We start from the raw sequence: 15,016 nt of genomic DNA on the forward strand, positions 1-15,016 counted from the left end.
GCAACTACAGAAGCAATGGCAGTTACAGCGGACGACCGATGCCCGAGCAGGTGCTCGGATTGTTCACCGCACCGGCATTGCTGGCGGTGGCGAAGCGGGTACGGACCGCATCACGCCAGGTCTTGGTCAGCGGAATGAACTTGTGCGCGCGGATTGCGTCGTCGTTCGGACCCTTCTCGACGCCATTGGCATCGACGACACTGCCGTAGTGACGTGCCAGGAAGGCACGCACGTTGGCGCCCACAGTGCCATTCTTGTAGCACTGGCCGAACACGAAGTTGGTGTAACCGGCAATCGGATAGCCCGCGTTCGGGTTGCCGAACACCGGCACCCAGTTCGCCGGGTTCTCGGCGGCGGCACCGGTCGGCGGCGCAGCGGTTTCCAGCGTGGCCTGCACACTCACTTCATCCGGCGAGAAGCCCTTGACCTTGGCGATCTTGGTGGCATCGGTCAGGCTCGGGATCACGTCCGGACCGACATAGCCGACGCGGCCGTCAACGGCATAGACGGCGTTGTACAGCGCGGTGCCACCGGTGGCCGGGGCAGCGATGAAGTTCGACGGCACGCTGGTGAACAGGTTGGCGAAGGTCGACTGCACCGAGAATGCCGGCACGCCGTTGGTCAGCTTCAGGTTGGTACCCGACACGTCAGCCGGCTGGCAGGCGCTGGTCAGGAAGCGGGTCAGCAGTTCGCTGGTGCCGCTGCTTTCGCCGCGGTAGACGACCTGGATGGCGCCGGTACGGCCCAGGCCCGCCAGCTGGCTCCAGTTGTTGATCTTGCCGGAGAAGATGCCGCAGATCTGGGTGACCGACAGGTCAACCGCCGAACCGGCCTTGTTGAACGGAATGGTGACCGAGGTGGCGACCGACGGGATCTGCACCAGTGCGCCATAGCGGTTGGCGTCGCCGGACACGTTGTAGGTGCTGTTGTAGGTGCTCAGCTCGGTGCTGTTCAGCACCGAATCGCTACCGGCGAAGTGCACGGTGCCGGTGGTGGAGAACAGCGCCGAATTGTTTTCCAGGAAGGCCTTCTTGCCAGTGCCCGAACCGGTCACGGCATAGCTGAAGTTGGCCGGCAGGATGCTGTCGGCCTGGCCCTTGTACAGGTCGGCCGGCAGCGAAGCGCCGCCGCCGGTGACGGCGGTCTGGGCCGAAGCGGCACCAGCAGTGGCCAGCAGCGCGGTAGCAACCAGCGCGGCCAGGGTCTTGTACTTGTTCATGATCTTCTCCTGAAGGGTTTACTGCGAAGGGAAACGCCAAGGGAGGAACGGTCACTACACGCCTGCTGCCGCCGAGGGCCTCCCAGCCCACTCTGCGGCGACGTGTCCATGCTGGTCCGCACCGATGACAGGCCGCTTAAGAAACCTGTGGAAGATCGAAAAAAGGTGTGGAGGATTGTGTGGAGAATCGAAGTCGCCGACCGGGTAGAGTCGACTGTCAGTCGACCCTACCCGTGATGCGCGTTGCGCATCACTGCACCAACTGGTTCATTTCCATGATCGGCATCAGCACGGCCAGCACGATCGTCAGCACCACGCCGCCCATCACCAGGATCATGGTGGGTTCCAGCAGCGCGGTCAGCGCCATCGCGCGACGCTCGATCTCCCGCGAGATCGTCTGCGCGGCGCGATCCAGCAACAGCGCCAGCGAACCGGTCTTTTCGCCACTGGCCACCAGATGCACCAGAATCGGCGGATACACCTTCTGCACTTTCAATGCAGAGCCCAATGCAGCGCCTTCGCGTACGCGCGCGGACACGTCATCGGCACAACGCGCCAGCAGCGCATTGCCCACGGTCTGCCGGGCAGCTTCCAACGCGCGCAGCAGCGGCACGCCGGCATCCAGCAGGATCGCCAGCGTCGAGGCGAAGCGCGCACTGTCCACGCCCAGCACGAAACGCCCGACCATCGGCACCCGCAGCAGCATCGCGTCCCAGCGCAGGCGCAGCTCGGGCTTGCGCAGGGCCAACCCCCAGGCCACCACCAGCGCAGCGATGCCCAGCCCCACCCACACGCCCCAGCTGCGCACGAAGGCGCTGGCCGCCAGCATCACCTGGGTCAGCATCGGCAGCGTCTGCCGCGCCTGTACGAACGCTGTCACCACCTGTGGCACCACGTAGCTGAGCAGGAAGATCACGATCGCCACCGACACCAGGCTGATCGCCGCCGGATAGATGAAGGCGGTCAGCACCTTGGCCTGCAGCGCATTGCGTTCTTCGATGTAGTCGGCCAAACGCTCCATCACCCGTGCCAGGTCGCCTGAGTCTTCACCCGCACCCACCAGTGCCCGATAGATCGGTGGGAAATCGCGCGGCCGTGCGGCCAGGGCCACGGTCAGGCGCTGGCCGGCACGCACGTCGGCGCGTACCGCGGTGAGTGCCTGGGCAACATGCGGGCGCTCGGCCTGCTCGATCACCGCACTCAATGCGCCTTCCAACGGCAGGCTGGCGGCCAGCAGGCTGGCCAGCTGGCGGGTGGCCCAGGCCAGCTCGCTGGCGGACAGCCGACGAGCGCCCCAGCCACTGCCGGCACTGCGAGCCGCACTCACCTGCACAGGGGTCAGCCCGCGCCCACGCAGCAGCTGGCGCGCACCGCGCGGGCTGTCGGCATCCAACTGGCCCTTCTCGATGCGGCCCTGCGCGTTGGCAGCCTGGTAGTCGAACAATGCCATGCGGGCCTCAATCGTCGCCGGTGACGCGCAGGATCTCTTCCAGCGTAGTCACTCCGCTGTAGACCCAGCGCTGGCCGTCCTGCCGCAAGGTCCGCATGCCGGCACGCCGGGCCGCCTCGCGCAGCGCAGGCTCGCCCTGCCCTTCATGGATCAACGCGCGCACGCGGTCGTCGACTACGAACAGTTCATGGATGCCGGTTCGCCCCCGATAGCCGCTGTTGGCGCAGGCCGCGCAACCGACCGCGCGCCACACGGTTCGGCCCTCGCCATCCATCTCGGCGCGCCGACACTGCGTGCACAGCCGCCGCACCAGCCGCTGCGCCAGCACGCCGCGCAACGAAGAGGCCAGCAGGAACGGCTCCACCCCCATATCGGCCAGACGGGTTACCGCCGAGATCGCATCGTTGGTATGCAGCGAAGCGAGCACGCCATGGCCGGTCAGCGACGACTGCACGGCGATCTGCGCGGTTTCCAGATCTCGGATCTCGCCGATCATGATGGTGTCCGGATCCTGGCGCAGGATCGCGCGCAACGCGGTGCCGAAGCTCATGCCGATGCGCGCGTTGACCTGGATCTGGCCGATGCCAGCGAAGTCATACTCCACCGGGTCCTCCACGGTGAGGATGTTGCTGGTGCTGCTGTCGAGCTGACCCAGTGCCGCATACAGCGATGTGGTCTTGCCGCTGCCGGTCGGCCCGGTGACCAGCACGATGCCATGCGGCTGCCGGATCAATCCGGTGAACGTCGCCAGGGTGTCATCGGCCATGCCGAGGCGCTGCAGCTGCATCCGGCCGGCATCCTTTTCCAGCAGGCGCAGCACAGCACGCTCACCGTGCCCCGTCGGCACCGTGGAAACACGGATATCCAACGGACGCCCGCCCACGCGTATCGCAATGCGCCCGTCCTGCGGCAGGCGCTTCTCGGCAATATCCAGGTGGGCCATGATCTTGATACGCGACACCAGCGCTGCGTGCAGCGCGCGGCGTGGCTGCACCATGTCGCGCAAGGCGCCGTCCACGCGGTAGCGCACCACCGAATGGGTCTCGAACGGCTCGATGTGCAGATCGCTGGCGCCATCGCGTGCCGCTTGGGCCAGCAGCGCGTTGATCATGCGGATCACCGGCGCATCGTCCTGCGCATCCAGCAGATCGGTGACCTCCGGCATGTCCTGCATCAGCCGGTCCAGATCGACTTCGCTTTCGGCGGCACCGACCACGGCAGCGGCATCGCCGCCGTCACGATACTGTTCACCCAACCGCTGCTGCCAGGTCGCGGCGTCCAGCGCCTGGAAGGGCAGCGGGCCATGCCGGCGGCGCAGTTCGGCCACGGCCCACGCCGCGGTGTCGGCGGTGCCCAGCAACACGGGCTCGCCGCCCGCGTCGCACAGCATCACGCCATGGCTGCGCACCCAGGCGTACGGCAGCGGCGCGGCGGCGCTCACGGCCCGATCACCAGTTCCGGCGTGTAACCCAGCCCGCGCAGCTGCTGCAGTGCCGGGTCCAACGTCGCCGGATCGCGCGGCAGTCGCACGCGAAGGCGCTGCCCGCTCCCGCCCGGTGTCGCCTCGGCATAGGCCTGCAGGCCCAGAGCCCGCACCTGCGCCACGCCCTGGCTGGCACGTGCCGGGTCCAGCCCCTGCGCGAACTGCACCAGCTGCGCATCGCCCTCACCGGCCGGATACAACGCGGCCAGGCTGGTGTTCTGCAGCGGCTGGCCCTGCCCGTCGCGCGCATTGCCCTGGCCGAGTACAGACAGGTCCTGCGGCGGCAGCTGCGGTGCGGACAGCGCCGGCAATGCCCAGCTCTGTACCGGCTGCGCGCCGGCCTGCGCGTTGCGCATGTAGTCGTAGCGGTCGCGGGTCAGGCGCTGGCCGGCGGCGGGGTCACGCACTACGTGCGGGCGCAGGAACACCATCAGGTTGGTCTTGGAGCGCTTGCGCGTATCACTGCGGAACAGCGCCCCCAGCACCGGGAGCTTGCCCAACCCCGGCACCGCATCACGACCGTGGCTGACGTTGTCCTCCAGGAGGCCACCCAGGACCATGATCTGGCCATCATCCAGCAGCACGCTTGTGTCCAGTGCGCGCTTGTTGGTGATGATGCCTGCGGCACTGTTGGCGCTCTGCGCGTCGATGCTGCTGACCTCCTGGTAGATGTCCAGCTTCACCGTGCCACCTTCGGAAATCTGCGGTCGCACTCTGAGCTTCAGGCCCACGTCCTCGCGCACGATGGTCTGGAACGGGTTGTTGCTGCCGCCACCGCCGTCGGTTACGTAGCGGCCGCTGACGAACGGCACGGTCTGGCCGACCATGATGCTGGCCGCCTCGTTGTCCAGCGTCATCAGGTTCGGCGTGGACAGGATGTTGGCGCCGCCCTTGCTCTGCAGCGCGTTGGCCAGCGCTTTCATGTTGAGGATCTGGCCGACACCGGGCAGGTTGATGGTGCCGTCGATCACGCCGATCTTCAGGCCATCCTTGGGCAGCACGTCCAGCGTGGTGCGCGCGGTGGTGTTCAGCCCGCTGCCGCCGGTGGCACCACCGAAGTGGGTGCCGCCAAAGGTGCGGCCATTGCCCAGCATCCACTGCACGCCCAGCTCGGCCGCATCGGTCTGGTTGACCTCTACGATCAGGCTCTCGACCAGCACCTGTGCCCGGCGCTGGTCGAGCTGGTCGATCACCCGCCGCAGGTTGCGGTACACCGGCTCCGGCGCCGAGATCAGCAGCGTGTTGGTGGCCACGTCCGCCTGCACCGAGATGCCGTTCTGGCTGAAGCCGGTGCTTCCCGCATCGATCGGGTCACGACGGCCCGGGTCCAGGCGCTGCGATTCCAGCGCATTGCCTCCGGTCTTGGCCTGCTGTGGCTGCGAAGGCTGCGCGGGCGTGGAACGATTGGCGTCACCCGGCAGTGGTGTGATGCCTTCATTGCTGCCCATTGCCGGTGCATCGCTCTGCCCGGCCACCACGCCCCGCAGCACACCGGCCAGCTGGTTGGCCTGGGCATTGCGCAGGTAGACCACATGCAGGTTGCCGGACTCGTCCTGGGCACGGTCCAGCTTCTCCACCAGCTGCCGCGCCAGGCGGGTGCGGCCGGGACTGCTCGAACGCAGCAGCACGCTGTTGCTGCGCGGGTCGGCCATCACTACCACCTTCTGGCTGGGCTCGGCGCCCTGCGCATCCAGCAGTGGCGCCACCATCGCCGCGACGTCAACGGCAATGCCCTGCTGCAGCTTCACCACATCGGTGTCCATGCCAGCCGGTGTATCGACGCTGGCGATCACCCGCGCGATGCGCTCCAGGTTGTCGGCGTAGTCGGTGATCACCAGGGTGTTGTTGCCTGGATTGGCAGTGATCGGATTGTCCGGGCTGATCATCGGCCGCAGCAGCGCTACCAGTGCGGCCGCATTCTCGTAGCGCAGCGCGAAAGTGCGCGTGGCGACCTCGCCCCCTGCACCACCGCTACCGACCCGGCCACCGAGCAGCTTGGCATCGGCCTGCGGCACCACCCGGCTGACGCCTCCGTTCTCGACCACCGCGAAGCCACGCATGCGCAGTGCGCCCAGCAGCAACTGGTAGGCCTGGGTACGGCTGACCGGGCCGTCGGAAACCACTGTCATCTTGCCGGTCACCCGTGGGTCGACCAGGAACTGGCGTCCGGTGAAGCGTGCCGCCATGCGCAACACGCCACCGATATCGGTATCCACCAGGTTCAACTGCACCGGCTCATCGCGGGCGTCCTGCGCCAGCACCGGCGCCGGTGCGTGGGCCATGCACACGATCAGGGCCAGTGCGGTACTGCAGGCAAGGCTGCGCATCACCCTCATGGATGCGCACCCACGTTGAGCGCCATCACGATGTTTCCGGAAATCCGTGCCGCCGGCATGTTCGCATCCCCTGTGCGTGTCAGTTGCAGCTGCTGCAGTTCGATGGCCGGATCGGCCAGCACGGGCAGCAGCCAGTTCCACAGCGCGTCAGCGGGCACCGCCTGAACCTGCAGGTGCCAACGCCCGTCGCGCGCTTCGATATGCAGTCCGTCGGCGAGTCCGGCCGACCTGATTCCGTCACGCAACCTGGCCATCGTCGGGCGCTGCCCCTGCGCCTGCTGCTGGCGCTCGCGTGCCTGCAGCAGTGGCGCCAGGACACGCGCCTGCGCCTGCAGCCGCGGCAGCTCGGCCTGCCAGTGCGTGCGCTGCTTCAGCAGCGGCTCCAGCCACAACATCCAAAGACCCGCCGCCAGCAGCGCCACCACCATCACCCACAGCATCAGCCGGTCGCGCGGTGGCAGGCGTTGCCAGCGCTGCTGCACGCCCGTCATTCCCGCGACCAGCCGCAGGGTCCGGGTCGTCACTGTCCAGCTCCGCTCACCCGCAGGCGTCCGCCGGCTTCGCGCGCCAACTGCAGTCCCTGCGCCTGGACCGCTTGCTGCCAATGCTCAAGCCGCTGCGGATCGTCGGCCAATGCCTGGGCGTCGGCATCCAGCTCCATGTCCAGCTGCCCGGGCTGGTAATGCAGGCTGCGCACCTGTCCCGCCAGCGCGGGAACCGCCTGCAGCATGCCGGCTACCTGACGCTGCAGCGGCGGCAACGGCGGCGCCGGCAGTGGCACGGCCAGTGCTCGCCTTGCCTGCAGCACCGGGTCCACCACGTCGGTGATCTCCGGGAAGCGTGCGCTGAACTGGCGTGCCATGTCCTGTTGCAGGGCCTCGCCCTCACTTCGCCACCGCAAGACCTGCAATTGCAGACCGAGCGCGGCCAGCAACATCGCCGCCAATGCCAGCCCGATCGCAAGCCGCGGCGCTTTCTGGCCCACCCTGGGCAGCGGCAATGACCAGCCTGGCAAAGGGCCAGAGGCCTGCCGTTCATGGGGGATGGCCGTGGCGGGCAGACGTTCCGGCCATGTCGGCGGTACACCATCGATCCACTGCACGGCCTGCATGCCGGCCTGTTGCAGGCGCACGGCCAGCGCCTGCATCACCGCACAGGCATCACGTCCGCCATACCATTGAACGAAACCCCGATCGCGCCCGCTGCGTACCAGCAGGTGCTCGCCGCTGACCTGCAGCGTGGCATGGCCGTCCTGCCAGGGCAGCAGCAGCGGCGTCGGATACAGCGCCTGCAACCGCAGTGCACACGAAGCCAGCAGCTGCTGGGCCTGCAGGATCGCCTGCTGGCCCAGCCAGGCCACAGGAACCGTGCCGTCCGCCGCCTGCGCACCGTGGGCCAGCACCACCTCCTGCAGGTCATCCAGAAGCATCGCCTCCACCTCACCCTGCAGCGCCGACTGCAGGCGGCGCCCGGACAACGGTGGCAGCTGCAGTTCCAGCATGATCAGGTCATTCGGATCGAGGCAGGCATGCACCACGGCCTGCGGATGCCGCAGGCCCAGCGCCGCCAGCGTGTCGCGCCCGTGCGCCAGCACCTCGCCCTTGTGCAGCTGCGCCCAGTCCACCGCGCTTTCACCGCGCAGACGCTCAAGCGCCGGCAGGCGCACCCGAAGCTGCACGGTCATGCGCCGATCCTCGTCCACACGCGCTGCACACGCACGCCATCGTCGCGGTACTCGCGCCAGAGCAGCGCGCGAAAATCAACCGCGCTGCCGTCAGCCTGCACCTGGCCGACGGCCAGGAACCACTCGCTATGGATACCCAGGGGAAGCACGGCCATCTGTTCGTTGCTCAGTTGGAGTCGGTTGGCGATGTCGCCGCGATTGAGCAGCCAATGACCAGCGTCGCGCTCACCGAGCAGCGCCTGCAGCCGTGCCGGATCGACCGCAGGCGTCACCGCCTGCAGAACGCGCAGGTCGCTGGTGTTGGCGTTGACCAGGGTCTGCGCCGGCAGCACCACGGTGCGACGCGCCAGCGCCTGCAACGCCAATGGATCGGCACCCGGCAGCGCCTGTTCGATCAGTGATTCACGCGACAGCGGCGCCTGCGCCGGGATGTCGCCATCGCGCAGGCGTGCCTGGATATGGTCCGCCGCCGAGGCACAGGCACCCTGTCCCATCCCCTGCCCGGCGCACAACGCGATGAACGCGCGCCGCGCCTCAGGGTCCGGCTGGCCATGGGCCAGCAGATTGCGCAGGTTGAACATCGACTGGGCATCGACCAGTTGCAGCTGCACCGGCAGCGGTGCCTGAAGCTGCAAGGGACGCGCCCAGCGGCCGCTGCGCACCGTGGTCAGCTGTTCCTTTACATCCTCACGCAGCTGCTGGGCCGCACGCTCCAGCGTTGCGTCCACCGCCATGCGCACCTGCGCGCGCAGCTGGTCGCCCCGCAGCGCGCGCAGCTGGGCCGACTGCCGGGTCAGCAGTGCCGTGGCAATCACCGCCACCAGCGCCACCACCAGCAGGGCGACGATCACCGCCATGCCACGTTGACGGACACTTGAAACAGAAGGCATCCGGGCTGACATCGGCCTGCCTCACAGCTGCCAGGAGCCGATGTCCGCGTTCCCGGCGTCGCCCCCGGGCTTGCTGTCCGCACCCAGCGAGAACACATCGATGTCGCCGTGGGTGCCGGGAATCTGGTACTGGTAAGGATGGCCCCACGGATCATTCGGGAGGCGGTCCAGATAGGGCGTGACCGGCATCGCACCACTGCCCTGCGGGGGCTTCACCAGTGCCTGCAGCCCTTGCTCGGCGCTGGGATAGCGCCCATTGTCGAGCTTGAACAACTTCAACGCCTGCATCAGCGCCGCGATGTCCTGTCGCGCCGCGACCACGCGTGCCTGGTCGGGGCGATCCATCAACCGTGGCACGATCAACGCGGCGAGGATGCCGATGATCACTACCACCACCATGATCTCGATCAGGCTGAAGCCCTGCTGCCGAGCCCTGCAACCGCGAACCTGCCTTGCCATTGTTCCGCCCTCGTCATCCTGGAAGAGACCGCTGCGCCATGGTCAGCGGTGCATGTGTCAGTACGATAAACATCCGCGTGCAATTCGCTGCGCGGGCGCCTGAGCAGACGCTCGTGCGGCCCGTACCCGTGCCGCCTCGATCAGTTGCGGCGGCACGCTGGCCAGCGTTTCGTCGATGCACGCACGCAGCAACGGATGCACGCACGCCTGCAGCAGGCGCACGCACTGCATCGGCGACCACGCGGTACCGTGGTCGAGGCCAATGAACATCCTGTATGCCTGGTGGTAGCGCAGGTCGTCGTACACGCGCTGCGCGCCGCTGAGATCACGCACGACCACCAGCAGGGCCGCACGTTGCAGCAGCCGCGTATCGCCGGCATCAAGCGGCAGCGCGCCCATGGCCGGGTCGGGCCAGGGGCGCAGGTGCAGATCGAGGGCGCTCCGCAATGCCGCCAGTGGATGCGCACTGCTGTCCAGCGCAGCCCAACGCGCCGCGTCCGCCCAGGCATCGCTGGACAGCATCCAGACCCATGAATGTCCATAGCGTTGCACGTTCAGTGGGGCGTGCCGCGCCTGCTCCAGCGACTGGCTCAGGTGGCGATCCAGCTCCAGCATGCTGATCCTGCGACTGTCTGCCATCGGCGCCGCCCATGCTCCGCGACGCGTGGTGCGTCGTACTCTGGAGAAGACGTCAGCAAGGCAGGTGAAGCGACACCGGGAACGTAACGCTGTGCGCTGGTTGGTGCTTCATCGGCAACGTCATCGCAGCGCCATCCGCTTGCAGGCTTCACGCTGCAGGCGTGGCGCGTCACCGCCGCAGCGGCGGGCCAACATCGCCACGTCGCTGCGCGCGGCGAATGCGACCCATGCATCGGTCATGTCCACGTCATCGCACCATGACGCCATCGCGACGCGCAGCGCCGGCAGCTGCCAGCCCTCCATCAGGCCGTGGCTGCCTGCCACGAACCAGTGCCACAGCCGGTGGTGCAGCACCTGCTCGTGCAGCTGCACGAGATCGTCAACGCCATGCATGTCCATCAGCAGCAACGCGCGCGCAAGCGCCGCAGGTGGCAGTGCCCCGCTTTCAGGCAACGGCAACAGCTGCTGCTGCAGCCGCAGCAGCATCGCCAACGGATGCGACTGCGGGTCGAATTCCAGCAGCACGGCCTGCTGCCGCCACTGCGCGTCGGACACCACGCACACCCACGGCGAGCCGTACCGGTGCACCATCAGGGGGCGCCGCTGCGTGGTTTCCAGCAACGCCGACAGATTGCGGCGCAGATCCAGCACGCCGATGGTCTCGTTGCGCATCCCTGGCTTCTCCTTGCTTGCAACAGCCCTGCGCGGTGCGCACGGCCAGCGTCTTCATCTAACCAAGGACGGCAATGCCACCGGGAAAGCGACGCAACGCCAGCGACATCGTCAACCGAAGCTGCTCCAGCGCCGCATCCGGATCATCAATGCGGAAGCGCCCGCTCACCGGGGCGCGCGCCAGCGCCGATTCACCCAGCAACACCTGTCCACGCCGGTAGCGATTGATTTCGTCGACCACCTCGCGCAGCGGTGCGCGGCGGAACACCAGCATGCCTTCGGTCCAGGCGCTCACTTCCGAGGCCACGGCCTCGGCCACCACGCCACTGAGACGCTCGTCGTACCGGGTCTGCTGGCCGGCCTGCAGCTGCAGCCGGCCCTGCGGGTGCTCGATGCGGGCGCTGCCGTGCAGGCAGGTCACCCGCACCTGCCCCTGGGTGTTGCGCACGTCCAGGCGCACCGCACCTTCATCGGCGATCACGCAGCCTGTACCCGCAAACAGCGCCAGGCGCAGGCCGGCGCGGGTCTCGATCGCGGCCTGGCCCTGCACCAGTTCGAAACCTTCACCCTGCGCGTCAGCGCGCCGGCGCAGGCTGCTCTGCGTATCCAGTTCGATCTTCAGTTGCGGCGAAGGCGCGATCTGCAGCCGTTCACCGGTTCCGGTATGGAAATCGGCCGCCATCGCCGCCACCGACGGCCACATCCCCAGCGGTGGGCGGATCGCTGCCACTACGGCCAGGCTGGCCGGCGCCGCGATGGCGGCACCGAGGAAGGCACGGCGGCTCCAGCGCTGGGCGGGCGTCGGCGCGACAGGCTGCCGTGCCTCTGCAGGTAGCTGCTCGCCCGCCAGGCGTACCTGCTCCCATTGCCGGCGCGCACGGCCGAACGCCTCGCGATGATGCGGGTCCGCCTCACACCATGCGCGGAACCTGTCTCCATCGGCGGCGGTGGCTTCGCCCGAGGTCAACCGCACCACCCACGCGTGGGCCTGACGCTCGACGGCATCCAGCGGGCGTTGCGGGCGATCGTCAGGATCCATGAGGGCTCATGCCGGTCCCGCACGCTGCGGGGTTCTGCTCGGCGTCAAAGTGTAGACGGATGCCGCCGCTCAGAACCGCACCTGGCGTCCCTGACCGCTGCGCTCGGCCAGGTAGTCCTGGGCCGCCTTCAGTTCGCGCTGCACCAGCCGCAGCGACACACCGAGGTGATCGGCCACGTCCCGCTGCTGCAGGCCATCCACACGGATTGCCAGCAGGATGCGCCGGCGGCGCTCGGGCATGCGCTGCAGCAGCCCGACCATGTCCTCCAGCGCGAACTCCAGTTCGGCAGCCTGTGCCGGGCCCGGTGACGGGTCGGCCATGTCCATCAGCGTGTCCACCTCCTCCAGGCTCAGCAGCCGGTGGTCGGCACGTTGGCGGTCTATCACGGTGTTCATGGCCATGCGCAGCAGGTAGGCCGCTGGATTCTGCACGGCGTCCAAGCGGTCACGACGCGCGCTCAGGCGCATCCAGGTGTCCTGCAATGCATCGCCGGCCAGCTCCTCCGAACCCAGCTTGCGCACCAGCCGGCGCTTCAGCTCGTCATAGGCACCCAGAAGGTGGTCCATCAGGTCAACTGCCCCAGCCGTACCGTTGCTCATGTTCGAATCCTTGAAGTCATGGAAGGGGGGCGCGCCGGCCACAGTCGTGGTCGGCGCCGGAAGGGCGGATCTGCAGCGTCACCGGCTGCGGCAGCGCGGCGGCATCGGCTGCCACCGTCAGCGCCTGCAGCGCCTGCAGCAGGCGTGCATCGCGACGGGCATTGCCACTGCCGGAAAGCAGTTCGGGGGAATGCACCTGGCCGTCACTGCCAACCCTGAAACGCAGGGTCGCGGCATAGCGACCTGGAGCCAGCTCGGGATCGTTACAGAACGCAGCCCGCAGGCGTTGCTGCAGGCCACCGTAGCGACGGCGCCGCTCGGCATCGGGAAGTTCCGGGCCAACGCCGGGTTCGGCCGTGGAGGACGTGCTCCGACGCAGCACCACCCGCTGGTCGCCGATCACCTCGGCCTTGATGCCGGAATCCTGCAACAGAACCTGCAAGGCCGGCAGCGGCGCAAGGCTTTCGCGAAGCGCGTGACTGTTGCGGCCCGCGGCAAGCTCGCCCGGGTACATCACCGACCAGCCACTGATGACGCTGAAGCGCTCGATCGCCTGTTCCAGCGGCTGCGCGGGGATGTCGTAGGCATGGACACCGCCCTGGGCTGCCGCGGCAAAGGCCAGCAGCAGCCATCCAGCGATGGCCAGCCTCCACGTTCTGATCGCATGGTGTCCATTCAGCCCCCTGACGTCGAACACATGACCCTCGGCAGCGACAGCAGCTGCAAGCGGATCAAACCGTACCGGGAGCACATGTCATTGCGATGACTGCCGCGCACTGCCAACGGACGGGCCAGGTTCGCTGGAGCCAGTCACGAATCAGGAGTCAACGAATCGAACAGACATGTTCATCTGCTCCTGGGGTGAGAGCCCGTTGCTCAGCCACGGGATCCGGCCCCGTGCCGACCCCACCGTGTCGACCAAGGTCGACACCCACCAAGAACAACGCATGCCGTTCCGGCAGATCGCGGGAAGCTGAAAGGCGGCGTGGCGGTATGGCCAGGCAGGACCGTTGGCGCCATGGATGGCGCCATCGAGCCCCCAAGGACGGGTTTACGGCGTGTCCTGCCTGACCATACCGCCCCGCCGCCCCAGGCAGTATCGCCGTTGCTGTTGCTGTCGCTCCTGAAGGTTGCCGGCCAGCGGCCGGCACTACCCGCGGGCGCCGGGTGCAACCCGGCCGCAAACCCCATTCCTCAAAGCGGCAGCTGGGTCGTCTGCTTGATCCGCTGCATCGGAATCTCGGTCTTGGTGTTCTGCACCCCGGCAATCCGGTTCAGGTGCTGCATCTGGAACTGCCGGTAGGCATCAAGATCGGCCACCGCCACCCGCAGCAGGAAATCGCAGACACCAGCCATCAGATGGCATTCAAGCACTTCCGGGAAAGACTTGATGCTGTTGAATGGCATCAACGCAACCCGATTTCGCGATCGGAGCGCTAGCATGGGCCATCCCCACCTCGTTGTGCCGTTCCATGGACGCCCGTACCACCCTCCCCCTGCCCGACACCTGCGATACCGCGCCACGTGCCGAATTCCTGCGCGGCCTGCGCGCCGCCGTGCCCGTGATGATCGGCTTCATTCCCTTCGCCCTGGTGCTTGGCGCCCAGGCCGCCCAGAAAGGCCTGAGCGCACTGGAAGTGCCACTGATGACCGGCCTCAACTTCGCTGGCGGCTCGGAGTTCGCCGCCGTCGAACTGTGGACCTCGCCACCGCACATTGCACTGATCGTGGCCATCACCGCGCTGGTCAACAGCCGTCACCTGCTGATGGGCGCCAGCCTGGCCCCGCTGCTGCAGCACCTGCCGCGCCGCCGCGTGCTGCCGGCCCTGTTCTTCATGTGCGACGAAAGCTGGGCGATGGGCGTGGCCGATGCGCGCCGACGCGCGCTTGGCTTCAGCCTGGCCTACTACCTGGGCGTCTCGGCCGGCCTGTACACGGTCTGGGTAGCCTGTACGGCACTCGGCGCGATCGTTGGCCCGATGCTGGGCGACATCCACGCCTACGGCTTCGACATGGCCTTCCCCGCCGTGTTCCTGGTGCTGCTGCGTGGCATGTGGCAGGGCATGAAGGCCGCACGTCCGTGGCTGGTCAGCCTGGTGGTTGCCGCTGCGACCTACCTGCTGGTGCCAGGTGCGTGGTACGTGGCCAGCGGCGCAATGGCCGGCCTGGCGGCTGCCTGGCTGCTGGCGGAGGACGGCGCATGACCTTCAACGGCCTGATCCACTGGACCTCGGTGCTGACCATCGTGCTGATGGCTGCCGCCACCTACCTGACCCGCATCGTCGGCTTCCTCGCGCTGCGCAACCGCACGTTGAGCAAACGCGCCGTGACCGTGATGGAAGCCGCACCGGGCTGCGTGCTGATCTCGGTGATCGCCCCGGACTTCGTCGCCGACAAGCCGGCCGACCTGGCCGCACTGGCGATCACCCTGCTGGCCGCCACGCGGCTGTCGATGCTGCCGACGGTGCTGATCGGCGTGGTCTCGGCGGGTGTGCTGCGCTATCTGATGGGGTAGCTACCGGTACGCCGGGCAACGCCCGGCGCA

The 15,016-nt window shown here is 67.8% G+C and carries 16 protein-coding genes; 2 read left to right on the top strand and 14 right to left on the bottom strand.

Annotated elements, in window-relative coordinates; translation table 11 throughout:
- Window positions 1–22: 22 nt before the first annotated feature.
- From AC5P8Z_RS13955 to AC5P8Z_RS14020, 14 genes are all read right to left on the bottom strand, one after another.
- Entirely contained in the window at window positions 23–1,219 is a 1,197-nt protein-coding gene (locus AC5P8Z_RS13955; RefSeq protein WP_286068546.1) for a substrate-binding domain-containing protein, read from the bottom strand.
- A gap of 250 nt (window positions 1,220–1,469) precedes the next feature.
- On the bottom strand, window positions 1,470–2,669 hold the full coding sequence (gspF, locus tag AC5P8Z_RS13960) for a type II secretion system inner membrane protein GspF (protein WP_495229313.1): 1,200 nt from the start codon (window positions 2,667–2,669) through the stop codon (window positions 1,470–1,472).
- A 7-nt stretch (window positions 2,670–2,676) separates the two neighbouring features.
- Complete coding sequence (gene gspE, locus AC5P8Z_RS13965; protein WP_495229314.1) at window positions 2,677–4,110, bottom strand: type II secretion system ATPase GspE; 1,434 nt, start codon at window positions 4,108–4,110, stop codon at window positions 2,677–2,679.
- A complete protein-coding gene (gene gspD, locus AC5P8Z_RS13970) occupies window positions 4,107–6,488 on the bottom strand; it encodes a type II secretion system secretin GspD (protein ID WP_495229315.1) in 2,382 nt (793 codons plus the stop codon). Before gspD ends, gspE begins: the two co-directional genes overlap by 4 nt.
- Window positions 6,485–7,012 carry a type II secretion system protein M gene (locus AC5P8Z_RS13975; protein ID WP_286068551.1) on the bottom strand — a complete coding sequence of 176 codons (528 nt, stop codon included), beginning with the start codon at window positions 7,010–7,012 and terminating at the stop codon, window positions 6,485–6,487. The genes gspD and AC5P8Z_RS13975 overlap by 4 nt, the downstream gene beginning before the upstream one ends.
- Window positions 7,009–8,172 carry a type II secretion system protein GspL gene (gspL, locus tag AC5P8Z_RS13980; RefSeq protein WP_286068552.1) on the bottom strand — a complete coding sequence of 388 codons (1,164 nt, stop codon included), beginning with the start codon at window positions 8,170–8,172 and terminating at the stop codon, window positions 7,009–7,011. The genes AC5P8Z_RS13975 and gspL overlap by 4 nt, the downstream gene beginning before the upstream one ends.
- On the bottom strand, window positions 8,169–9,074 hold the full coding sequence (gene gspK / locus AC5P8Z_RS13985) for a type II secretion system minor pseudopilin GspK (protein WP_495229316.1): 906 nt from the start codon (window positions 9,072–9,074) through the stop codon (window positions 8,169–8,171). Before gspK ends, gspL begins: the two co-directional genes overlap by 4 nt.
- Window positions 9,075–9,083: 9 nt before the next feature.
- Window positions 9,084–9,521: a type II secretion system major pseudopilin GspG gene (gene gspG / locus AC5P8Z_RS13990; protein ID WP_286068555.1), complete on the bottom strand. Its 438-nt coding sequence runs from the start codon at window positions 9,519–9,521 to the stop codon at window positions 9,084–9,086.
- Between the two features lie 57 nt (window positions 9,522–9,578).
- Window positions 9,579–10,136, bottom strand: a complete 558-nt coding sequence (locus AC5P8Z_RS13995) for a hypothetical protein (protein WP_286068556.1) — start codon at window positions 10,134–10,136, stop codon at window positions 9,579–9,581.
- A gap of 144 nt (window positions 10,137–10,280) precedes the next feature.
- Window positions 10,281–10,832 (bottom strand): hypothetical protein, encoded by a 552-nt coding sequence (locus tag AC5P8Z_RS14000; protein WP_295568901.1) that lies wholly within the window; start codon window positions 10,830–10,832, stop codon window positions 10,281–10,283.
- Window positions 10,833–10,890: 58 nt separating this feature from the next.
- Window positions 10,891–11,871, bottom strand: a complete 981-nt coding sequence (locus tag AC5P8Z_RS14005) for a FecR family protein (protein ID WP_286068560.1) — start codon at window positions 11,869–11,871, stop codon at window positions 10,891–10,893.
- 69 nt (window positions 11,872–11,940) lie between these two features.
- Window positions 11,941–12,471, bottom strand: coding sequence for an RNA polymerase sigma factor (locus AC5P8Z_RS14010; protein ID WP_111111120.1), 531 nt, complete (start codon window positions 12,469–12,471; stop codon window positions 11,941–11,943).
- A gap of 16 nt (window positions 12,472–12,487) precedes the next feature.
- Window positions 12,488–13,168, bottom strand: a complete 681-nt coding sequence (locus AC5P8Z_RS14015; protein ID WP_495229317.1) for a TonB C-terminal domain-containing protein — start codon at window positions 13,166–13,168, stop codon at window positions 12,488–12,490.
- A 497-nt stretch (window positions 13,169–13,665) separates the two neighbouring features.
- Window positions 13,666–13,878, bottom strand: a complete 213-nt coding sequence (locus AC5P8Z_RS14020) for an Lrp/AsnC ligand binding domain-containing protein (RefSeq protein ID WP_286068563.1) — start codon at window positions 13,876–13,878, stop codon at window positions 13,666–13,668.
- A gap of 65 nt (window positions 13,879–13,943) precedes the next feature.
- Between AC5P8Z_RS14020 and AC5P8Z_RS14025 the strand changes: the two genes are divergently transcribed.
- Window positions 13,944–14,675: an AzlC family ABC transporter permease gene (locus AC5P8Z_RS14025; RefSeq protein ID WP_495229318.1), complete on the top strand. Its 732-nt coding sequence runs from the start codon at window positions 13,944–13,946 to the stop codon at window positions 14,673–14,675.
- A complete protein-coding gene (locus AC5P8Z_RS14030; RefSeq protein ID WP_069138383.1) occupies window positions 14,672–14,986 on the top strand; it encodes an AzlD family protein in 315 nt (104 codons plus the stop codon). The genes AC5P8Z_RS14025 and AC5P8Z_RS14030 overlap by 4 nt, the downstream gene beginning before the upstream one ends.
- Window positions 14,987–15,016 lie beyond the last annotated feature (30 nt).

Source organism: Stenotrophomonas sp. YJH_SMC_17, from assembly GCF_059371655.1.